The 21,784-nt window shown below is 71.5% G+C and carries 17 protein-coding genes; 11 read left to right on the plus strand and 6 right to left on the minus strand.

All coding sequences use genetic code 11. The annotated features are described in order from the left end of the window. Positions 1-7: 7 nt before the first annotated feature. The 4 genes from ACFV6V_RS09050 to ACFV6V_RS09065 all read left to right on the plus strand — a co-directional run bounded on the left by ACFV6V_RS09050 (position 8) and on the right by ACFV6V_RS09065 (position 3,804). Complete coding sequence (locus ACFV6V_RS09050; RefSeq protein ID WP_385561295.1) at positions 8-1,615, plus strand: flavin-containing monooxygenase; 1,608 nt, start codon at positions 8-10, stop codon at positions 1,613-1,615. After that, the gene (locus ACFV6V_RS09055) at positions 1,612-2,562 is read left to right on the plus strand and encodes an alpha/beta fold hydrolase (RefSeq protein ID WP_385561298.1); all 951 of its coding nucleotides are present in this window, start codon (positions 1,612-1,614) and stop codon (positions 2,560-2,562) included. Before ACFV6V_RS09050 ends, ACFV6V_RS09055 begins: the two co-directional genes overlap by 4 nt. Next, the gene (locus tag ACFV6V_RS09060; RefSeq protein ID WP_385561301.1) at positions 2,559-3,440 is read left to right on the plus strand and encodes an SDR family oxidoreductase; all 882 of its coding nucleotides are present in this window, start codon (positions 2,559-2,561) and stop codon (positions 3,438-3,440) included. The genes ACFV6V_RS09055 and ACFV6V_RS09060 overlap by 4 nt, the downstream gene beginning before the upstream one ends. A gap of 127 nt (positions 3,441-3,567) precedes the next feature. Next, positions 3,568-3,804 (plus strand): hypothetical protein, encoded by a 237-nt coding sequence (locus ACFV6V_RS09065; protein ID WP_361281274.1) that lies wholly within the window; start codon positions 3,568-3,570, stop codon positions 3,802-3,804. 87 nt (positions 3,805-3,891) lie between these two features. On the opposite strand, the gene ACFV6V_RS09070 is transcribed toward ACFV6V_RS09065, so the two are convergent. Next, a complete protein-coding gene (locus tag ACFV6V_RS09070) occupies positions 3,892-7,173 on the minus strand; it encodes a S41 family peptidase (protein ID WP_385561304.1) in 3,282 nt (1,093 codons plus the stop codon). A gap of 194 nt (positions 7,174-7,367) precedes the next feature. Here ACFV6V_RS09070 and ACFV6V_RS09075 point away from each other — a divergent pair, with 194 nt between their 5' ends. Together ACFV6V_RS09075 and ACFV6V_RS09080 are read left to right on the plus strand one after the other, a co-directional pair. Beyond that, positions 7,368-7,961 (plus strand): TetR/AcrR family transcriptional regulator, encoded by a 594-nt coding sequence (locus tag ACFV6V_RS09075; RefSeq protein WP_385561307.1) that lies wholly within the window; start codon positions 7,368-7,370, stop codon positions 7,959-7,961. Positions 7,962-8,072: 111 nt separating this feature from the next. Further along, on the plus strand, positions 8,073-10,361 hold the full coding sequence (locus ACFV6V_RS09080; protein ID WP_385561310.1) for an MMPL family transporter: 2,289 nt from the start codon (positions 8,073-8,075) through the stop codon (positions 10,359-10,361). 72 nt (positions 10,362-10,433) lie between these two features. Here the strand turns inward: ACFV6V_RS09080 and ACFV6V_RS09085 are convergent, their stop codons facing one another. Continuing rightward, the gene (locus tag ACFV6V_RS09085; RefSeq protein ID WP_385561313.1) at positions 10,434-10,799 is read right to left on the minus strand and encodes an SsgA family sporulation/cell division regulator; all 366 of its coding nucleotides are present in this window, start codon (positions 10,797-10,799) and stop codon (positions 10,434-10,436) included. A gap of 184 nt (positions 10,800-10,983) precedes the next feature. Here ACFV6V_RS09085 and ACFV6V_RS09090 point away from each other — a divergent pair, with 184 nt between their 5' ends. From ACFV6V_RS09090 to ACFV6V_RS09105, 4 genes are all read left to right on the plus strand, one after another. Then, complete coding sequence (locus ACFV6V_RS09090) at positions 10,984-12,087, plus strand: energy-coupling factor ABC transporter permease (RefSeq protein ID WP_385561316.1); 1,104 nt, start codon at positions 10,984-10,986, stop codon at positions 12,085-12,087. 1 nt (position 12,088) lies between these two features. After that, positions 12,089-12,850 carry a cobalt ECF transporter T component CbiQ gene (gene cbiQ / locus ACFV6V_RS09095; protein WP_385561319.1) on the plus strand — a complete coding sequence of 254 codons (762 nt, stop codon included), beginning with the start codon at positions 12,089-12,091 and terminating at the stop codon, positions 12,848-12,850. Continuing rightward, entirely contained in the window at positions 12,847-13,632 is a 786-nt protein-coding gene (locus ACFV6V_RS09100; protein WP_385561322.1) for an energy-coupling factor ABC transporter ATP-binding protein, read from the plus strand. Before cbiQ ends, ACFV6V_RS09100 begins: the two co-directional genes overlap by 4 nt. A gap of 80 nt (positions 13,633-13,712) precedes the next feature. Continuing rightward, the gene (locus tag ACFV6V_RS09105; protein ID WP_385561324.1) at positions 13,713-14,885 is read left to right on the plus strand and encodes a serine hydrolase domain-containing protein; all 1,173 of its coding nucleotides are present in this window, start codon (positions 13,713-13,715) and stop codon (positions 14,883-14,885) included. A 113-nt stretch (positions 14,886-14,998) separates the two neighbouring features. Here the strand turns inward: ACFV6V_RS09105 and ACFV6V_RS09110 are convergent, their stop codons facing one another. From ACFV6V_RS09110 to ACFV6V_RS09125, 4 genes are all read right to left on the minus strand, one after another. Beyond that, a complete protein-coding gene (locus ACFV6V_RS09110; protein WP_385561327.1) occupies positions 14,999-15,850 on the minus strand; it encodes an EamA family transporter in 852 nt (283 codons plus the stop codon). 148 nt (positions 15,851-15,998) lie between these two features. Next, the gene (locus tag ACFV6V_RS09115; protein WP_385561330.1) at positions 15,999-17,627 is read right to left on the minus strand and encodes a penicillin-binding transpeptidase domain-containing protein; all 1,629 of its coding nucleotides are present in this window, start codon (positions 17,625-17,627) and stop codon (positions 15,999-16,001) included. Positions 17,628-17,855: 228 nt separating this feature from the next. Beyond that, positions 17,856-18,767, minus strand: a complete 912-nt coding sequence (locus ACFV6V_RS09120; protein WP_385561332.1) for an LPXTG cell wall anchor domain-containing protein — start codon at positions 18,765-18,767, stop codon at positions 17,856-17,858. A 270-nt stretch (positions 18,768-19,037) separates the two neighbouring features. Further along, on the minus strand, positions 19,038-20,768 hold the full coding sequence (locus ACFV6V_RS09125; RefSeq protein ID WP_385561336.1) for a dolichyl-phosphate-mannose--protein mannosyltransferase: 1,731 nt from the start codon (positions 20,766-20,768) through the stop codon (positions 19,038-19,040). A 102-nt stretch (positions 20,769-20,870) separates the two neighbouring features. Here ACFV6V_RS09125 and rsmI point away from each other — a divergent pair, with 102 nt between their 5' ends. After that, the gene (rsmI, locus tag ACFV6V_RS09130; protein ID WP_385561339.1) at positions 20,871-21,728 is read left to right on the plus strand and encodes a 16S rRNA (cytidine(1402)-2'-O)-methyltransferase; all 858 of its coding nucleotides are present in this window, start codon (positions 20,871-20,873) and stop codon (positions 21,726-21,728) included. Positions 21,729-21,784: the final 56 nt, after the last annotated feature.

The following is a 21,784-nucleotide window of genomic DNA, read 5'->3' on the forward strand; positions in this document are numbered from 1 at the left end:
CGGCGGCATGGGCCAGCGACACGAGCGCGCACGGCATGAGCGGGGCGGGCAGCACGAGCACGCACGGCATGAGCGGGGCGGACGGCACGAGCACGTACGCGTGGCGGTGATCGGATCCGGATTCGGCGGCCTGGGCGCGGCGGTCAGGCTGCGCCGGGAGGGGATCACCGACTTCGTGGTCCTGGAACGGTCCGGCTCCGTCGGCGGCACCTGGCGCGACAACAGTTATCCGGGCTGCGCCTGCGACGTGCCCTCCCACCTCTACTCGTTCTCGTTCGCCCCCAACCCCGACTGGCCGCGCACCTTTTCCGGGCAGGAGCACATCCGGGCGTATCTGGAGCATGTCACCGACACCTTCCGCCTCCGGCCGCACATCCGCTTCCACCACGAGGTGACGATGATGCGCTGGGACGGCGACGCCCTGCGCTGGGAGATCGAGACCACCGCGGGAACGCTGACCGCCGATGTGGTGGTCTCCGCCACCGGCCCGCTGTCCGACCCCAAGATGCCCGAGATCCCCGGGCTCGCCGAGTTCCCCGGCAGGGTCTTCCACTCCGCCCGCTGGGACCACGACTTCGACCTGCGCGGAAAGCGGGTCGCGATGGTCGGGACCGGCGCCTCCGCGATCCAGATCGTGCCGGCGATCCAGCCGCAGGTCGGCCGGCTGACGTTGTTCCAGCGCACCCCGCCATGGGTGATGCGCCGGATGGACCGGCGGATCACCGGGGTCGAGCGGCTGCTGCACCGCCAGCTTCCGGTCACCCAGTCGGTACGCCGCGGACTGCTCTGGGGTATGAGGGAGTTGCAGGTCAGCGCCTTCACCAAGCGGCCGAACCAGCTCGGCCTGATCGAGTCCCTCGCCAGGGCCAACATGGCGGCGTCCATCAAGGACCCGGAGCTCCGGGCGAAGCTGACCCCGTCCTACCGCATCGGCTGCAAGCGGATCCTGCTGTCCAGCGACTACTACCCGGCGCTGGCCAGACCCAATGTGGACGTCGTGGCCTCGGGGCTGGCGGAGGTGCGCGGGAGCACCGTCGTCGCCGCCGACGGGACCGAGGCCGAGGTCGACGCGATCATCTTCGGCACCGGCTTCCATGTCACCGACATGCCGATCGCCGAGCGGGTGGTGGGCGCCGAAGGCATCACCCTGGCCGACGCGTGGAAGAGCGGGATGCAGTCGCTGCGCGGTGCGACCGCGGCGGGCTTCCCCAACTGGATGACGATCATCGGGCCCAACACCGGCCTGGGCAACAGCTCGATGATCCTGATGATCGAGTCCCAGCTCAACTACATGGCCGACTTTCTGCGTCAGTTGGACGTGCTGGGCGGCCGGATCGCGCTCGCCGCACGCCCCTCGGCCGTCGGAGCCTGGAACCGGCGGGTGCAGACGCGCATGCAGCGCACGGTGTGGAACACCGGTGGCTGCACGAGCTGGTACCTCGACGCGAGCGGTCGCAACACCACCATCTGGCCCGGCACGACAGGGGAGTTCCGGCGGGCGACCCGGGAGGTGGACCTCGCGGAGTACGAGGTGATCCGCCCGCCGCGTACCTCCCGCGACCACCCTGACCAGACCTCCGGAACAGCCGATCTGCCCGCCGAGGAGGCGAAGTGAGCCGTCTGATGAAGCGCACCGGTCCGGCCGTGCCACCGCCGGTCGCGGCCCGCGAGCTGACCGCGGTCTCCGCCGACGGTGCCCGCATCCATGTGGAACTGCACGGCCCCGAGGACGCCCCCGTCGTCGTCCTCTCCCACGGCTGGACCTGTTCCACCCACTTCTGGGCGGCCCAGATACGGGACCTCGCCGCCGATCACCGTGTGATCGCCTACGACCAGCGCGGCCACGGCCGCAGCCCCGCCGCCGCCCGGGGCGGCCACAGCACCGAAGCGCTCGCGGACGACCTGGAGGCGGTGCTCGCCGCCACGCTCGAACGGGGCACCAAGGCCGTGCTCGCCGGGCACTCCATGGGCGGGATGACGATCATGGCGGCTGCCGGACGGCCACGGTTCACCGAGCACACGGCGGCAGTCCTGCTGTGCAGCACCGGCAGCTCGCGGCTGGTGCACGAGTCGCTGGTGCTGCCGATGCGCCCGGGCCGGCTGCGTACCCGGCTGACCGCCGCGATCCTCGGTTCGTCCGCCCCGCTCGGCCCCGTCACTCCGGTCTCCAGGCGGATCCTGCGGTACGCGACCATGGGCCCGGGCTCCGCGCCCGCGCGGGTCGACGAGTGCGCCCGTATCGTGCACGCCTGCCCGAGGGGGACCCGGGTGGCCTGGGCAGGGGTGCTGGAGGAGCTCGATCTCGACGCGGGCGTCCGGCGGTTGACCGTACCGACCGCCGTGATCGCCGGCACCGCCGACCGGCTCACCCCCGTCGTCCACGCCCGGGCGATGGCCGAGGCGCTGCCGCAGTGCGTGGACGTGACCGAGCTCCCCGGCATGGGGCACATGACGCCGGTGGAGGCACCGGAGGCGGTGACGGCCCTGATCAGGTCGCTCGCGGACGTATACCTGGACGTATGCCCGGACGCATCCCCCAAGGCAGAGGAGCAGGCGGTATGAGCAGGGTCGCTCTCGAAGGACAGGTCGCCGTCGTCACCGGCGCGGCGCGCGGAGTCGGCGAGCTGCTCGCCCGCAAACTGTCGGCGCGCGGCGCAAGGATCGCGCTGGTCGGCCTCGAACCGGACGAGTTGAAGGACGTCGCCGCCCGTCTGCACACCGATGCCGACTACTGGCATGCCGATGTCACCGACGAGGCGGCGATGGCTCGGGTCGCCCAGGAGGTCAAGGAGCGGTTCGGGAAGGTCGACATCGTCGTCGCCAACGCGGGCGTGGCGTCCGGCGGTCCGTTCGCCGAATCCGACCCCGCCTCATGGCGCCGTGTCATCGAGGTCAATCTGATCGGCAGCGCGGTCACCTGCCGTGCCTTCCTGCCCGTGCTGCTGGAGAGCCGCGGCTACTTCCTCCAGATCGCGTCCCTCGCCGCCATCACCCCGGCGCCGATGATGACGGCGTACTGCGCGTCCAAGGCGGGAGTCGAGGCATTCGCCCACAGCCTGCGCGGAGAGGTCGGCCACCGGGGCGTCGGGGTCGGGGTCGCGTATCTCTCGTGGACCGATACGGACATGGTGCGCGGAGCCGACCAAGACGACGTGATGCGGGAGTTGAGGCAGCGCCTGCCGTGGCCCTCGAACCGCACCTATCCGCTCGGACCGGCCGTGGACCGTATCGTCGCGGGCATCGAGCGCCGCTCGCCGCACGTCTACGGGCAGTGGTGGCTGCGGGGCATGCAGTCGGTGCGCGGATATCTGCCCGGCCTGATCGCGCTCGCCGGACAGCGGGACATGAAGCACTTCGCGTCCCGGCTCGCCGGGGTGAGGACGGGCCTGGTAGGGGCCGGCGGGGCGGCTGACGAGCAGGAACGTACGCAGCGTAACTGATCGAAATGCGCAGAGTTTCCGTGCGTGCCAGGCTGGTTGAGGCCGGGGAGCCCCACAAGGGGCTCCCTACAGCCGGGGGCCCCTCAGGGGTCCCCTCACCTCTCAGACCCTTCTAGGAGTGAACCAGATGGGTATTCAGGACCAGTTCAAGGACAAGGCCGCGAAGCTCGCCGACCAGGGCAAGCAGAAGCCGGGCAGCAAGGGCAGGCCGGAAGAGCCGCAGCGCCCCCAGTCGCCGCAGCGCCATGAGCAGCGCTCGCCGCAGTCGCCGCGGGGCAAGCAGACGCCCCGCGAGATGGGCGACCACGACCGTCGCCCCGAGCACGAGGCGCAGAGCCGCATGCACCGGGACCACGACGCCTGACGCGACGCGGTCACCGCGATGAGCGGTGGAGCAGTACGAGGCTGACGCGAAGGGGCGCACCCTGTGCACGGGGTGCGCCCCGGTTCGTCAGCTTCGCGGAGGCAGCTTCGGGCGGCGCAGGTCGGGCACGTTGTCGTAGCCGGGCGGGGTTGCCGCCGGGTGTTCCTCGAGGCGGTCGAGGGCGACCCGGACCGCGGTGTCCAGGTCGGTGCGGCGGCCCTCGGCCCAGTCGAGCGGGGGGCGTTCGGCGAAGATGTCCGGGTCCACGCCGTGGTTCTCGACGCCCCAGCCGTACGCGTCGAACCAGGCCGCGTTCATCGGGACCGTGATCACCGTGCCGTCGCCGAGACGGTGGCGGCCGGTCATGCCCACGACGCCACCCCAGGTGCGCTGGCCGACCACGGGCCCCAGGCCGAGGAGCTTGAAGGCGGCGGTGATCATGTCGCCGTCGGACGAGGTTGCCTCGTCGGCGAGGGCCACGACCGGGCCGAGCGGAGCGGTGGAGGTGTACGACACGGGCTGGGCGTTGCGGGTCAGGTCCCAGCCGAGGACCGGGCGGATCAGCTTCTCGACGACCAGTTCGCTGATGTGGCCGCCCGCGTTGCCCCGGACGTCCACGATCAGGGCGGGGCGGGACACCTCCATCCGTACGTCGCGGTTGAACTGCGCCCAGCCCGAGCCGCCCATGTCCGGGATGTGCAGGTAGCCGCACAGCCCACCGCTCACTTCGCGGACCACCGCGCGGCGTTTGGCGACCCAGTCCTGGTAGCGGAGCGGGCGTTCGTCCACCAGGGGCACGATCGCGACCCGGCGCGGGGTGCCTTCGCCGCCCGGTGGCTGGAAGGTCAGCTCCACGGTCGTGCCGCCGGCCGCTGCCAGCAGCGGGAAGGGGCCCGCCACCGGGTCCACGGGGCGGCCGTCGACGTGGGTGAGCACCGCGCCTTCGCGGATGCCCGTACCGGCCAGTGGGGAGCGGGCCTTGGAGTCGGAGGAGTCGCCGGGCAGGATCCGGCTGACCGTCCAGCCGTCGTCGCGGTGTACGAGGTTGGCGCCGAGCAGGCCCATCGCCCGCTGGTAGTGCTGCGGGCCCTCGTTGCGGCGCGCGGGTGTCACGTATGCGTGCGAGGTGCCCAGCTCGCCGAGGACCTCGCGCATCAGATCGGCGAACTCGTCGGGAGACGCGACCCGTTCGACGAGGGGCCGGTACTGGGCGAGCACACCGTCCCAGTCGATCCCGCACATCTTCGGGTCCCAGAAGTACGCCCGGATCAGCCGCCCTGCCTCCTCGTACGCGCCCCGCCACTCCGCGGTCGGATCCACGTCGTGCAGGATCCGGCGCATGTCGATGTAGACGGTCGAGTCCCCGTCGCCCGGCTCGGTCGCGGGCGCGGCACGCAGATCCCCGTCGTCCATCACCACCAGCCGCGTCCCGTCGCCGCTCACCGAGAACCCGTCCAGATGCGCCACCAGTTCGGTCTTACGGGCCTTGGGGATGTCGAAGTACTCCAGCGTCGGCCGGGTCGAGGGGTCGGCCGGGTTGGCGAAGGTCTCGCCCAGGGCGCCCGAGATCGGCCAGCGAAGCCAGACCAGACCACCACCGCTGACCGGGCACAGCGCCGAGTACTTGGAGGCCGACACGGGGAAGGGCGTCACCCGGCTCCCCAGGCCCTCCACCTCCACCATCGCCGTGCCCTCGCCGATGTCGGTGTCGTCCGGGTCGAGCCCGCCCGCGGCCGGGCGGCCGTCCGGCAGCAGTGCGAACGGTGACGGGGTCGCCGATGACAGAGGGACCAGATAGGGGCGGCAGCCCAGCGGGAAGGACAGGTCGCCGGTGTGCACGTCGTACACCGGGTCGAAGCCACGCCAGGAGAGGAAGGCCAGATAGCGGCCGTCCCGGGTGAAGACCGGATTCTCGTCCTCGAAGCGGCCGTTGGTCACATCGACGATCGTGCGGGGGCTGCTGCCGTCCGTCCTGGCCATCTTGATCTGGCGCAGGGTTCGGCCGATACCGGGATGCGACCAGGTCAGCCAGTTCCCGTGAGGGGAGAAGGCGAGGTCGCGGACCGGGCCGTTGTCGGAGCGGATGAGTTCGGTGAGCCGGCCGTCCTCATCGGTGGCGTCCGCGTCCGCCTGTTCCTCCGTCACATCGAGTACCAGCAGCCGTCCGTCATGCGAGGCGATCGCCAGCCGCTCACCCGCCGGGTCGGACTGCATCTCCAGCACCCGGCCGAGCTTCCCCGAGGCCAGGCGTCGCGGTGGCCGGTCCCCGCTCGCCCGCGGCAGGTCCGCGATCTCGATCGCGTCCTCCCCTTCCGCATCGGTGACGTACGCGATCTGCGCGCCGTTGCCCAGCATCTCGGGCAGGCGCACCCGTACCCCCGGGGTGTCCGCGATGGTCCGGGCCGGTCCGTCTCTGTGCGTCAGCCAGTACAGGCTGCCGCGTACCGAGACCGCGCTGGCCCGGCCGGTGGTGTCCACCGCGACCGCCGAGACATGGCTCGCGGCCGGGACCTGGTACGGCCGCCGCCCGGCGCGCTGCCCGCCGAGGCGTACCTCCAGTCTGCGCGGCTCGGTGCCGGGGGACAGGTCCTCGATGATCCACAGCTCGCCCGCGCACTGGTACACGATGCGGCGCCCGTCGCTCGACGCGTGCCGGGCGTAGAAGGCGTCGTGGTCGGTGTGCCGGCGCAGGTCCCTGCCGTCGGGCAGGCAGGAGTACACATTGCCGACACCCTCGTGGTCGGAGAGGAAGGCGATCCGGCCGGCCACGAACATGCAGGAGTCCAGGTGGCCCCCGATGTCCGGCAGCAGCCGTTCGCCGTGCAGATACAGCCGTCCCATCGCCCCGCCGCGGTAGCGCTTCCACGAGGCCGGTTCGTGTGGAGGCTTCCCGGTGAGCAGCAGGCTGCGGTGGGCGTCGTCCACGTCGGCGACGGCGATGTCGGAGACCGGGCCCCAGGGCAGCCGTTTTCCGGGGGCGCCGTCCGCGGGCACCTTGTAGGCCCAGGAGAAGTACGAGAACGGCTGGCCGTGCGAGGAAACGGCGAGGATGTTGCCGTCCGGGTCCCAGCCGCACACCCGCGTGTCGGTCGAGCCCCAGTAGGTCAGCCGCCGTCCGGGGCCGCCGTCGACCGGCACCAGATGGATCTCGGGATCGAGACTGCGCCAGGTCGTGTACGCGATCTGGCTGCCGTCGGCCGAGAAGCGCGGGTGGCCGACCCTGGTCCGGTCCACGGTGAGCCGCCAGGCGCGGTCCGGGCGCACACCCTCCCGGGCCAGGGGGGCGATCCAGAGATCGTCCTCGGCCGCGAAGCACAGCAAGTCGTCGTGCAGATGCGGATAACGGAGGTACGCGAGGTCTTCACTCACCCCCCAATGCTTCCCGGCTGCACGGGGCACGGCAACTCGTGGAAGGGGGCGCGTTCGGGCAACCTCCAGAGCACTGATGTGTGGCCTGGGGTGGGTACGGGGTGTGGTCGAGGACACGTACGAAACGGTTTCGTTTCGCTCGACAGTGGGGATATCTTCGTACTGTACGAAACAGTTTCGTTCGGGAGGTCGGTATGGCAACGTCACGCACCAGGCTCACGCCGGAGCGCGAGGCAGAGCTGTACAACGCGGTGCTCGACCTCCTGTGCGAGGTCGGTTACGACGCCCTGACCATGGACGCCGTGGCCGCCCGTACCCACTCCAGCAAGGCCACCCTCTACCGCCAGTGGGGGAGCAAGCCCGAGCTGGTCGCCAGGTCGCTGCGGAACAGCAAGCCGGTGGACGTCTCGGAGATCGACACCGGCAGCCTGCGCGGGGACTTCCACGCCATGGTCGCGCTCTCCGACGACTGCCAGATGGAGCGGGACACCGCGCTGATGCGCGGCCTCTCCCGGGCGGTCCACGAGAACGACGACCTGCTCCAGGCGCTGCGCGAACTGTTCATCGAGCCCGAGATCACCGGGCTCGACGGAATGCTGCAACGGGCGATCGACCGCGGGGAGATCTCCGCGGACAACCCCGCCCTGAAGTTCCTCTCCCACATGCTCGTCGGCGCCTTCGTCGCCCATCCGCTGATCGAGGACCAGCCGATGACCCCGGCCTTCCTCCACAGCTATCTGGACGCCGTGGTGCTGCCCGCCCTGGGTCTCCCCGCCCAGGACGCCTGAGTCACCCGAACCACACAAAGTCCCACCTGACGCGTCACCGCTCACGTCGTCGGCTGGTCATTTCCTCCTGCCCATCCGCTGTCCCAACGACCTGACCGGGAGTCCGTACTCGTGGCCACGTTCCTCTACAAACTCGGGCGGTTCGCCTTCAGGCGCCGCAAACTCGTCGCACTCGTCTGGGTGGCCCTGCTCGCGGTTGCCGGCTTCGCCGCGTCAGCCGCGCCCGCCGCCACCTCCAGCTCCTTCTCCATGCCGGGCACGGAGGCACAGAAGGCCTTCGACCTCATCGACGAGCGCTTCCCCGGAACGAGCGCCGACGGGGCGACCGCGCGTGTCGTCTTCAAGGCGCCCAAGGGCGAGAAGATGACCGACAAGGCCAACAAGGCCGAGGTCAAGAAGGTCGTCGCGGAGCTGAGGACCAGCTCCGACCAGGTCGCCGACGTCGTGGACCCGTACCAGGTCAAGGCGATCAGCCAGGACCGCACCATCGCCTACACGCAGGTGTCCTACAAGGTCAGCGGCATGGAGCTGGACGAGAAGGACTGTGAGGCGCTGACCGAGGCCGCCGAGCAGGCCGAGGACTCCGGACTCACCGTCGAGATCGGCGGTGACGCGCTGCAAGCCGCGCCCGAGACCGGCGCCAGCGAGGTCATCGGTGTCGCCATCGCCGCGGTCGTGCTGGTCATCACCTTCGGCGCGCTGATCGCCGCCGGGCTCCCGCTGCTCACCGCGCTGATAGGCGTCGGCATCGGAGTCTCCACCATCACCGCCCTGTCCGGCGTCCTCGACCTGGGCTCCACCACGGCCACCCTGGCGACGATGATCGGCCTGGCCGTCGGTATCGACTACGCGCTGTTCATCGTGTCCCGCTACCGCGCCGAGCTGGCCGAGGGCCGCGACCGCGAGGAGGCCGCGGGCCGGGCCACCGGCACGGCCGGATCCGCCGTCGTCTTCGCCGGGCTCACCGTCGTCATCGCGCTCGTCGGACTCGCCGTCGCCAACATCCCGATGCTCAGCAAGATGGGCTTCGCCGCGGCCGGTACGGTCGTGATCGCCGTGCTCATCGCGCTCACCCTGATCCCGGCACTGCTCGGCTTCGCGGGCAATCGGGTCGTCGGCCGCAAGGCCCGCAAGGCCGCAGCCGCAGCAACCGCCGCCGGGAACGGGGCGAGCGGAGGCAACGGGGAGGACGGAGAGAACGGAGAGGCGGGCCAGCAGGGCACGCTCGACAAGCACGGCCACAAGCACGCCGCCGAGAAGCCCAACATGGGCACCCGCTGGGCCAGGTTCGTGCTGCGGCACCCGGTCGCCGTGCTCCTCGTGGGCGTCATGGGCCTCGGCGCCATCGCCGTACCCGCCGCATCACTCGAGCTGGGCCTGCCGGACGACGGCTCCCAGCCCACCAGCACCACTCAGCGCAAGGCGTACGACCTGCTCTCCGACGGCTTCGGCCCCGGCTTCAACGGCCCGCTGCTGGTGGTCGTGGACGGGGACAAGGCGGAGGCGGACGGCACCGCCAAGAAGATCTCCAAGCTCGACGGGGTCGCGGCGGTCACCCCGGCCACGTACAACAAGGCCGGTGACACGGCCATGATCACGGTCATTCCGAAGGACCGGCCGAGCTCCGCCGAGACCGAGGAGCTCGTCCACACCATCCGCGACACCAGCGGTGACAACGTCCAGGTCACCGGGGCCACCGCGATGAACATCGACTTCTCGCAGCGGATGAACGACGCGCTGGTGCCCTACCTCGCGCTCGTCGTGGGCCTCGCGTTCCTGCTGCTGATGGTGGTGTTCCGGTCGGTCCTCGTGCCCCTCAAGGCGGCACTCGGCTTCCTGCTCTCCGTGGTCGCCGCGCTCGGCGCGGTCGTCGCGGTCTTCCAGTGGGGCTGGCTCGGCTCGCTGTTCGGTGTCGAGCAGACCGGTCCGGTGATGTCGATGATGCCGATCTTCATGGTGGGCGTGGTCTTCGGACTGGCGATGGACTACGAGGTCTTCCTCGTCACGCGGATGCGTGAGGCGTACGTCCACGGCGAGCGGCCGGCCCAGGCCATCGTCACCGGCTTCCGGCACGGGGCGCGGGTTGTCACCGCCGCCGCGGTGATCATGATCGCGGTGTTCGCGGGATTCATCGGCTCGTCCGAGCAGATGGTGAAGATGATCGGCTTCGGTCTGGCCATCGCCGTCCTGTTCGACGCGTTCCTCGTGCGGATGGCGATCGTGCCCGCGGTGCTGGCCCTGCTGGGCGGCAAGGCCTGGTGGCTGCCGCGCTGGCTGGACAAGGCGCTGCCGAGCGTGGACGTGGAGGGCGAGCGGCTGCGTGAGATGGACGGCGAGCAGGCTGCCGACGGCGACGGACGCGACGAGGACGACAAGGAGCGTGAGCTCGTACGCGCCTGAGCAGGCCGCCGCGCCTCAGCAGGCAGCACGCACAAGCCTGGGCACACAGCACGCCATAGGTGGCCGCCTCCGTCAGGATCCGCTGACGGGAGCGGCCACCTCCGCGTGGGTCAGGCGCAGGAAGCGCATCAGGGGCCGTGAGTCGAACTGGATCACCGCGACCCCTTCGGGGGAGTGCAGCTCGACCACCACCTGGGCCCGGCCGCACGGCCAGACCGCGACATCCCCGCGCCGGGCGGGGGCCCGCAGCCCGCTCTCCAGAAGATCGCGGCGGAAGGTCCAGTCGCTACCGCTCGGGAAGACGACGTGCACGGCATCCGGATCGTGTGCGCCGTCGTAGCGGAGTGCCACGGGGACCGACCGAAAATGGGGGGCGTCGTTGACGATCCGGGCCTTCGCGTGCTCTTCGACGGAGGGGGGCTCGACTAGGGAAGACATCGGTCGGCTCCTCGCAAGTGACATTGTTTGTCATTTAATGTCCCGTATTTTCTCTCTGAAACCTCGGGCGTGTCACTTGTTCCTGTCGTTAGGGCGCTCTTGCAAAGAGGTCGCAATAGGGCGCATTATCGGACGGTTGCCCCGGTCAGGACGGCCGGAACCTGTCCCGGAAGCGGAGCCCGCCATGCATGTCCCCGACGGATTCATCGACCTTCCCGTCTCGGCGGTCACCGGTGTCGTTGCCGCAGGTGCCGTGGCCGTCAGCCTGCGCGGTGCCCGCCGGGAGCTCGCCGCCATGAATCCCGGCACCGACCTCGGAGCGGACCGCACGGCCCCGCTCGCGGGCCTCGTCGCCGCCTTCATCTTCGCCGTCCAGATGCTGAACTTCCCGGTCGCGGCCGGCACCAGCGGCCATCTCCTGGGCGGCGCCCTGGCCGCGATACTCGTCGGCCCCTATACGGGCATCGTCTGCATGTCCGTCGTCCTGCTGCTCCAGAGCGTCCTGTTCGCCGACGGTGGCCTCAGCGCGCTCGGCGTCAACATCACGGTCATGGGCGGCGTCACGGTGGTCGTCGCCTACGCGCTCTTCCGCGGTCTGCTGAGGGTGCTGCCCAGGAGGCGCAGCTCGGTGACCGCGGCCTCCTTCGTCGCCGCCCTGGTCTCCGTGCCCGCCGCCGCCGTCGCCTTCACCCTGATCTACGCGATCGGCGGCACCACCGACGTCCCGGTCGGCACCGTGCTGACCGCCATGGTCGGCGTCCATGTGCTGATCGGCCTCGGCGAGGCCCTGATCACCGCCGCGACGGTCGGCGCCGTGCTCGCCGTGCGCCCGGACCTCGTCTACGGGGCCCGCGGGCTGTCCGCCCCGCTCAAGCTGCGGGTGGGCGGCGAGCTGGTGGACGCCGCGCCCGCACCCGCCACGGCCCCGCCCGCCGCGTCCCCCCGCCCGGTGTGGATCGCGGGCCTGGTGACCTCCCTCGTGCTGGCCGGCTTCGTGTCCTTCTACGCCTCGGCCAACCCGGACGGCCTGGAGAAGGTCGCCGCCGACAAGGGCATCGACAGGAACGTCGAGGAGCACGCGGCGGCCGACTCCCCGCTGGCCGACTACGGGATCAAGGACGTCGAGAACGTACGGCTCTCCGGCGGTCTCGCCGGAGTGATCGGCGTCGGCGCCACGGCGGCGGTCGGCAGCGGGCTGGTCTGGGCGGTCAAGCGCCGCCGGCAGGGCGGAGCCCAGGACGGTGACGCGCAGGCGCAGTCGGGAGCCGCTCAGAAGGAATCCGTCTGACATGGGTGCGGGTCACAGCCACAAGCTGTACCGGCACGGGGACTCGCCGGTGCACCGGCTGCCCCCGCACTGCAAGATCGCGGCAGCCCTCGGCTTCGTGATCGTGGTGGTCTCCACCCCGCGCGAGGCGGTCTGGGCCTTCGGCCTGTACGCCGTGCTGCTGGGCGCGGTCACGGCGGTGGCCCGTATCCCCGTGGGCCTGGTGCTGCGCAGGCTGCTGGTCGAGGTCCCGTTCGTGGCCTTCGCCCTGCTCATGCCGTTCGTGGTGCCGGGCGAGCGCACCGAGCTGCTCGGAATCCCGCTCTCCGTGCCGGGGTTGTGGGGAGCCTGGAACGTCCTCGCCAAGGCGACCCTGGGCGTCGCCACATCCGTGCTGCTCGCTTCGACCACCGAGCTGCGCTCGCTGCTCCTCGGGCTTCAGCGGCTCAAGCTGCCGCCGCTGATGGTGCAGATCGCCTCCTTCATGATCCGCTACGGCGACGTCATCACGGACGAGATGCGGCGCATGTCCATCGCCCGCCGCTCACGCGGCTTCGAGGCACGGGGCGTGAGCCACTGGGGCGTGCTCGCCAAGTCCGCGGGAGCACTGTTCATCCGCTCCTACGAGCGCGGCGAACGGGTGCACCTGGCCATGCTCAGCCGTGGCTACCGGGGCACCATGCCGGTGATCGACGAGGTGGCGGGGTCCCGCGCGCAGTGGGCGTATGCAGCCGCACTCCCGTGCGCGGCGCTCGCGGTGTGTCTGCTTGGGTGGACCCTATGACCTCCCCGTCCCCGTCCGACGCACGGCCTGCGTCCTCGCCGTCCCTCGAGGTGCGCGGGCTCGCGTACGCCTACCCCGACGGCCACCAGGCGCTGTTCGGTGTCGATCTGACCATCGCCCGCGGTGAGCGGGTGGCCCTGCTCGGGCCGAACGGAGCGGGCAAGACGACTCTCGTGCTGCACCTCAACGGCATCCTCGGCGGTGGCGTGGGCGGCGTCAGCGTCGCCGGACTGCCGGTCGGCAAGCAGCACATGGCCGAGATCCGCCGCAAGGTCGGCATCGTCTTCCAGGACCCGGACGACCAGCTCTTCATGCCGACGGTCAGGGAGGACGTGGCCTTCGGCCCGGCCGCGGCGGGACTGCGCGGCGCCGAGCTGGAGGCGCGGGTACGGGGAGCACTCGACCGGGTCGGCATGACCGAGCACATCGAACGCCCGCCGCACCACCTCTCCTTCGGCCAGCGCCGCCGGGTCGCCGTGGCGACCGTGCTCGCCATGGAGCCGGAGATCCTGGTCCTGGACGAGCCCTCGTCCAACCTCGACCCGGCCTCGCGCCGCGAGCTCGCCGACATCCTGCGCTCGCTGGACGTCACCGTGCTGATGGTCACGCACGATCTGCCGTACGCCCTGGAGCTGTGCCCGCGTTCGGTGATCCTCAGTGACGGGGTGATCGTGGCGGACGGTACGACGCGGGAGCTGCTCGGCGACCCGCAGCTGATGCGGGCGCACCGGCTCGAGCTGCCGTTCGGCTTCGACCCGCGGTCGGTGCCGGCGGAGGCGTAACCGACCCGGAACCCACGCGCGGCCGTGCACGTTGCACCATGGTGCTGTGTAGTACGCCGGAACAGCGGGGAGCGTGGCACGTGGACGTCCAGGGCACGGTGACGGACGGCTTCGAGCCGGTCCGGGAGGCGTTCGTGCGCAACTTCGATCAGCGAGGGGAGCGCGGGGCGGCCCTCGCCGTCTATCGCGACGGCCGGAAGGTCGTGGACCTCTGGGGCGGCACCCGCGATGTCGACGGCACCGCCCCGTGGGCCGTCGACACCGCCCAGGTCGTCCGCTCGGCGACCAAGGGCGTCGCCGCCTCCGTACCGCTGCTGCTGCACCAGCGGGGGCAGCTCGACCTGGACGCCCCGGTGGGCACGTACTGGCCCGAGTTCAAGGCCGCCGGCAAGGACCGGGCCCTCGTACGGCATCTGCTGGCACACCGGGCCGGGGTCCCCGTGCTCGACCGGCCCCTCACCGCGGACGAGGCCATCGACGGCACATCGGGCGCGCTCGCGGTCGCCGCGCAGGCGCCGGTCTGGGAGCCCGGAACGGATCACGGCTACCACGCCCAGACGTACAGCTGGCTGCTGTCCGAACTCGTCCGCAGGGTCACCGGACGCACCATCGGCCGCTGGATCGCCGAGGAGATAGCCCGCCCGCTCGACCTGGACTTCTGGGTGGGCCTCCCCTCCGACGAGGCGCACCGCGCGGGCCGCATCGGCCCGGTCGACGAACCGCCCACGGCTGCGGGCGGCGGGCTGAAGCTGCGGCCCAAGCGGTCCGTCACGGACGCCTACCGCGACCCGGAGTCGCTGACGCGTCGCGCCTTCGGCGCGATCGACCCGCTGCCGGACGAGAACGACCCCCGCTACCGCGCCGCCGAACTCCCCGCGTCGGGCGGGATTTCCACGGCCCGTGCCCTGGCCCGCTTCTACGCGGCCACCATCGGCGCCGTTGACGACGGCCACCGCCTGTTCGCCCCGGCGACCCTCACCCTCGCCCGCACCGAGGAGTCGGCCGGCCTCGACCGGGTCCTCGTCATCGGCACCCGCTTCGGCCTGGGCTTCATGCTCCACGGCCCGGCCTCCCCACTGCTGGGCCCCGGCTCCTTCGGCCACCCGGGCCGAGGCGGCTCCCTGGGCTTCGCGGACCCCGAGTCGGGCATCGCCTTCGGCTACGTCACCAACGGCATGCGCAAGGGCGTCACGGCGGACCCCCGGGCCCAGGCACTGGTGCGGGCGGTGCGGGCGGTGCGGGCGGCGCTCTGACCGTCGTGACGGTCCCCCACGTCAGTCCCACCGCGGGTCGACGAGCCGAGGTCCCGCGCGGCCCGCCGGGTACTCCCGCGACACCCACGCGGCGAGGTGTGCGGCCGCCGCCGTCAGCCCGCCCTCAGCATCAGCCCGATGCCCACCACCATCAGCCCCGCCGCCACGATGCGCGGACCCCCGAAGCGTTCCTTGAAGAACAGCGCGCCTATCGCCGCGCCGACGATGATCGACGACTCCCGCAGGGCGGCGATCGGGGCCAGTGCGGCGCGTGTCTGGGCCCAGAGCACCAGGGAGTACGCGACGAGGGACAGCACCGCCCCGAGGAAGCCGCGGGCCGCGTGGGGGCGCAGGCGGGCCAGGAGGGTGCCGCGGAAGCGGTACCCGGCGTAGGCCGGGATCACCAGGCCCTGCATGAGCATCAGCCAGGCGATATAGCCGATGGGGGTGCCCGAGGCGCGCACACCGACACCGTCGACGACCGTGTACGCGGCGATCGAGAGCCCGGTGGCGAGCGCGGCCAGCAGCGCGGGCCAGTGCGGACGGGTGCCCGCGCCGCGAAAGCCCCACAGGGCCACGCCGACCAGGCCGGCGGAGGCGACCGCGACGCCGGTGAGCTGCCAGGTCGTCAGGCTCTCGCCGACGAAGACCGCGGCGAGTACCGTCACCACCAGCGGGGCCGTGCCCCGGGCGATCGGGTACATCTGACCGAAGTCACCGAGCGTGAACGACCGCATCAGCAGCACCTGGTAACCGACGTGCAGCAGGGCGGACGCCACCAGGTAGGGCCAGGCCCCGGCCTGCGGCAGCGGGGTGAAACAGGCGGCCACCGCGGCGATCGACGTCGAGCAGCCTCCGATCAGGGTGAACGCGACGAGCTGGTCCTTGACGGTGTGCGCGAGCGCGTTCCAGGTGGCGTGGGTGAAGGCGGCCAGCAGCACAGCCGCCGCGACGAGCGGGGTCACGTGCCGGTCACCCCGCACCCGGTGGCGGGTAGCGGCAAGCGGGCGGGGAACTCCGGAGCACTCATGGTCCGCACGCTAACCGTTAGCTGTACGGGCCATGCGCCCGGGTGCCCGCCCCCGCCGTCCGTTCTGTCCGCCCCGTCCTCGCTCAGTCCGCGTTCAGCACCGACGCCACCAGCGGGCCCGCCGCGTCGCCGCCGTGGCCGCCCGAGTCCACGACCGCCGCTGCCGCCAGGTCGTCCGCGAAGCCGGTGAACCAGCTGTTGGACGTGGCGTTCCCGTCCACTTCCGCAGAGCCGGTCTTCGCTCCCTTGTCCCCGCCGACCTGCCTCATCGCATTGGCGGCGGTGCCGCTGGTCGCGGTGCGGCGCATCATCTCCCGCAACTGCCCGGCCACGGAGCCGGGCAGACTGCGCGCCGCGGTGACCCGCTCGCGGCCGTCGAGGTCCAGCGGCACGATGATGGGCTGCTTGAACGTGCCGTTCTTCGCGGTCGCGGTGATGGACGCCATGTTCAGGGCGTTCATCTGAACGGTTCCCTGCCCGATGTACTGGGCTGCCGCCTCGCCCTGGGTTTCTTCCGGCACGCTTCCGTCGAAGGACGTGATGCCGGTCTGCCACTCGAGCCCGATACCGAACACCTCGCGCGCCTCCTTCGGCAGCGCGGCGTCGTCCTTCGCGTCGTCGATCAGCTTGATGAAGGCGGTGTTGCAGGAACGGGCGAAGCTCTCGGCGAAGGACTTGCCCTCGATGGTGAAATTGCTCAGATTGTGGAAGGTCCGGCCGTGGTAGACGGCGTCCTTGGGGCACTCGACGGTGCGTCCCGCGTCGACGAGGCCCTTCTCCATCAGCATCGCCGAGGTGGCGATCTTCATGGTCGAGCCGGGGGCCTGCTTGCCCTGGAAGGCCGCGTTCCAGCGCCCGTCGCGGTTGTTGGCGACCGCCCGCACCGCTCCGGTGCTCGGCTGTATCGCCACCACCGAGGAATTGCCGTACCGCATCACGGCTTTCTCGGCCGCCGCCTGTACGTCGGCGTCGAGGGTGGTGGGCAGCTCGCCGGGCTCGCCCTTGGACAGGGCGAGCAGCGTCCGGTCCGGCGCGTCCGCCTGGCCGCTCTCCACGACCAGCTCCACCCCCGCCTTGCCGCCCGCCTTGTCGCCGTAGCGCTCGCGCAGCTCCTCCAGAATCGGCCCGAGCGAGGGGTACTTCTCCTTGGTCAGCTCCTGGCCGTTGCGGTCGACCGCCTTGATCGGCGGCGCGGTCGCGGTCCCGGTCCGTAGCGACTCCCCCTTGCGCAGCTCCGGGTGCAGCACCCCCGGCTGCCAGTCCACCAGCGGCCTGCCCGTGGTCAGTCCCCGTACGACGGTGAGCGAGGAGTTGTACGCCAGCGGCTTGCTCTGCCCCTGGTACGAGACCACCGCGCTCACGCCGAACGGCACCTTCGTGCCCGCCGGCCTGCCCGGCGTCAGCTTCACCTCGCCTATGTGCGCGGTGCTGCCGTACCCGGTGAGCGCGGGCCGCGCCTCGGCCGCGTTGTTGGTCAGATCGGCGGCCGCCTCCGCGTCCCCCCGCGCCCAGGCCGCGAGGAACTCCTTCGCGGTCGCCTGGATCTCCTCTGCGCTGGGCGGCCCGCTTCTCTCCGACGCGGACAGGGTCCCGGTGCCGTCTTCGCCGCCGCTCTCGTCGTCCGTCACCAAGTCGTACGCTCCGTACGCCACCCCCGCTGTGAAAACGGCGAACACCGCGCCGACTATGGCGACTTTCGCTCCACTGCGCATTGCCTGGTCCTTCCCCCGTGGCGACCACCGGTCGCGATGGTCACCTGGCCATGATGTGAACGCGTTCAAGTGGTCTGGCTCACCCTAAGTGGCCTACGTGGCAACGGGGATGGTCGTTACCGGACCGGAATCGGGGCAGGAGCGAGGGTGCGGCGCGTCACGTCCCCGGCGCCGCAGAGCGAGGAGCCGGGGCCGTCAGGACGGCCCCGGCTGCCTTCGTCCCGTGCGTCAGGCGTCGGCGGCGGCCTTGCGGCGGCGAGTGACGACCACGGCCCCGGCGCCGAGCGCGAGAGCCACGCCACCCGCGAGGGCGATCGCGGGCATGGCGCTGCTCGAACCGGTCGTGGCGAGCGCGCCGCCGGATCCGGTCACCGCGGTCTCGGACGAGCCTCCCTGGGCGCTGAGGGCGGGGGCGTCGGGGGTGCTCGTCTTCCCCGTGGTGCCGGTGGCTCCACTCTGCCCCTCGGTGCCGGCAGTCCCGCCGGGCTTACCCGGACCGCCGGCCTCGCCGGGCTTTCCGCTCTCCTGCCCCGCACCCTCGCCGCCGGCGAGTGCCTTCTCGGCCTCCGCGAGCGCCTTCTTGGCATCCTCCAGCTTCTGCTTCGCCGCGTCCCCCGCCCGTCGGAGGACCTCGATCGCCCGGGCCTGGGCCACAAAGGCGTCGTCGCGGGCGGTGACGGCCTCCTTGGCCTTGGCGTCGGCGGCCGTCTTCGCCGCGGCGGCGGTCTCGGCGGCCGTCCGGGCCTCGTCGAGCGCCTGCTGCGCGGCGGCCTTCTCCTCGTCGGTGGTGGTGCTGTCCAGCTTGGACTGGGCCTCCACGACGGCCCGGTCCGCCTCGGCCTTGGCGGTGGCGGCGGCCTTCGCCGCAGCCCACGCCTCCCGGGCAGCGACCGTCAGAGGGAAGGTGGCCGTGGCCATGGAATCGAAGACGTTGTTGGCGTCCTTCACCGCGATGACAGCGGCGTCGTACTCCTTCTGCGCGAGACCGACCGCCTGCCTCAGCTCCTCCACGGACGGCGTCGCCTTCTGCGTCCAGGCGGCCGGCTTCTCCTGGGCGAAGGCGGGCGTGGCGGAGAGGAGTACGACCGGCGTGGTCACGGCGGCGGCGATGGCGGTCGCGAGAGTGCGTCGCAGTTTCAAGAGGTTCCCCCTGGTCGGTGGTCGTGAAGCGGCCACGCCTGCGGAGTGTTCACGCAGCGCGTGGCGCCCCGGCGATGCTATGGCCGGACATGAGCGCCGCCGCGCCGGATTTCCCGCGCCGACACCGGAGTCATCGCTCCCCCTGGTGGACATACCGCGTGAAACGGGATAGTTGCCCATGGAGGGCGCGACCGATGTGTGAATCACCTCATGGTCACGAAATGGGCGGTAGGACCGTCAGCTGTACCGCCCCTGCTCCCCGAACCCCGGCTAGACCCAGGTGTCCAGCCACATCCTGTTGCGCCAGTCGTCCATCGGGATCGCCTGCCCGGTGTAGATGGGCCAGAAGTAGATGAAGTTCCAGATGATGAGCAGGACCAGCACCCCCGCCCCCACCGCGCCGATCGTCCTGCGCCGTTCGTCCGAGCCGGGCGGGCCGATGATCGCGCCGATCAGCATCGCCAGCGCGAGGCACAGGAACGGCACGAAGACGACCGCGTAGAAGAGGAAGATCGTGCGCTCCTGGTACAGGAACCACGGCACCCAGCCCGCCACCACCCCGCACAGGATCCCGCCCGCCCGCCAGTCGCGGCGGAAGAGCCAGCGCCACAGCACGTACGCCAGCGCGAAGCAGGCCGCCCACCACAGCAGGGGAGTGCCCATCGCGAGGACTTCGCGGGCGCACTTGTCCGCCGCGGTCGCGGGGCAGCCGGATCGGCCCGCGGACGGGTCCTCGTAGAAGTACGAGACCGGGCGGCCCAGGACGATCCAGCTCCAGGGGTTGGACTGGTAGGTGTGACCGGACGTCAGGCTGACGTGGAAGTCGTACACCACGGTCTCGTAGTGCCACAGGCTCCGCAGCCAGTCGGGCAGCCAGGACCAGGCCCCGTCGCCGCCCTCGGTACGCGCCCAGTCGCGGAAGTAGCCCTTGTCCGTGGCGATCCAGCCGGTCCAGGAGGCCACGTAGGTGACGATCGCGACCGGAATCGTGGACATGAAGGCCGGGAGTACGTCGCGACGCAGCACCGCCCGGTACGGCCGCACCCCGCCGGCCGTGCGGCGGGCCCCCACGTCCCACAGGACCGTCAGCAGGCCGAAGGCGGCCAGGAAGTAGAGGCCGTTCCACTTGGTGGCGCAGGCGAGGCCCAGCATCAGCCCGGCCGTGAGCCGCCAGGGCCGCCAACCGAGCCGGAGGCCGGCGGCGACCCCGGCGTCAGGGCGCAGCACCCCCTCAGCGTCCACCGGCAGCGCGGCGGCCAGCCGGGCCCGGGCCAGGTCGCGGTCGATGAGGAGGCAACCGAAGGCGGCCAGGACGAAGAACATCAGCACCAGGTCGAGTAGCGCCGTGCGGCTCATCACGAAGTGCAGTCCGTCCACGGCGAGCAGCGCGCCCGCCAGGCACCCCAGGAACGTCGAGCGCAGCAGCCGCCGCCCGATCCGGCAGAGCATCAGCACCGACAGCGTGCCGAGCAGCGCCACCATGAACCGCCAGCCGAACGGCGTGAAGCCGAAGAGCTGCTCACCCAGGCCGATGACCCACTTGCCGACCGGCGGGTGCACCACATAGCCGGGCTCCACCGGCACGGGCACCGCGTCGGGGTTCGCCAGAATCGACTTGTCGATGTCCTTGGGCCAGGACGCCTCGTAGCCCTGCTTGACCAGGGCCCAGGCGTCCTTCGCGTAGTACGTCTCGTCGAATATCACCGCCTTCGGGCTGCCCAGGTGCCAGAACCGCAGCACCCCGGCGACCAGCGCCACCAGCAGCGGACCGGCCCAGGCCATCAGCCGTCCGACGGCCGGTGCGGCCGTCGGGGGGACACCGAGCTGCGCCCACACCCGCCCCGACGGCCGGGTGTACGGCGGCACAAGACGGTCCCGCAGTCCGATGACGGGCCGCGGGACATAGCCGAATGCGCGTAGGCGCTGCTGCCAGGAGTGTGGCTGCGCTGGTTGTTCCACGGCTTCCTTTCCCGGCAGGGCGCGTGGGGCAGTACTGGTCACCGCGCCATCGTAGGGAACGCGGCTGTGCGCGCGGGTGGCGCACACGGCGCGGGAGGAGGTGTGCCGTCCTGCGAGGATGGGTCCGTGACTGGGACTGGATCGGTGACTGGAACGCTCGTACTGGCGGGGACGCCCATCGGCGATGTGGCGGACGCGCCGCCGCGGCTGGCGGCCGAGCTGGAGACCGCCGATGTGGTGGCCGCCGAGGACACCCGGCGGCTGCGCCGTCTCACCCAGGCGCTCGGGGTGCAGACACGCGGCCGGGTCGTGTCGTACTTCGAGGGCAACGAGTCGGCCCGTACGCCCGAGCTGGTCGAGGCCCTGGAGGGCGGGGCGCGGGTGCTGCTGGTGACCGACGCGGGCATGCCTTCGGTGTCCGACCCCGGCTACCGGCTGGTCGCTGCGGCCGTCGAGAAGGACATCAGGGTCACCGCCGTGCCGGGTCCCTCCGCGGTGCTCACGGCGCTCGCGCTGTCCGGACTGCCCGTGGACCGCTTCTGCTTCGAGGGTTTCCTGCCACGCAAGGCCGGTGAACGGCTCGGCCGGCTGCGTGAGGTCGCCGGCGAGCGGCGCACTCTCGTCTACTTCGAGGCCCCCCACCGGCTCGACGACACCCTCGCCGCCATGGCGGAGGTGTTCGGCGCCGAGCGCAGGGCGGCCGTCTGCCGCGAGCTGACGAAGACGTACGAGGAGGTCAAGCGGGGTGGTCTCGCCGATCTCGCGGCCTGGGCGGCGGAGGGCGTACGCGGCGAGATCACCGTCGTCGTCGCCGGCGCCCCGGACACCGGGCCCGCGGAGCTGAGTGCGGACGAACTGGTGCGCAGGGTGCGGGTGCGCGAGGAGGCGGGCGAGCGGCGCAAGGAGGCGATCGCCGCCGTGGCCGCGGAAGCGGGGCTGCCCAAGCGGGAGGTGTTCGACGCCGTGGTCGCGGCGAAGACCGCGGCCGGTGGCCAGCGGTGACAAAAGGTATCCACGTGAGCGCCGAGAGAAACCGGCAAGGGTGCACCGCGGGAACG

The sequence above is a fragment of the Streptomyces sp. NPDC059828 genome, from assembly GCF_042731955.1.
Classification (GTDB): domain Bacteria; phylum Actinomycetota; class Actinomycetes; order Streptomycetales; family Streptomycetaceae; genus Streptomyces.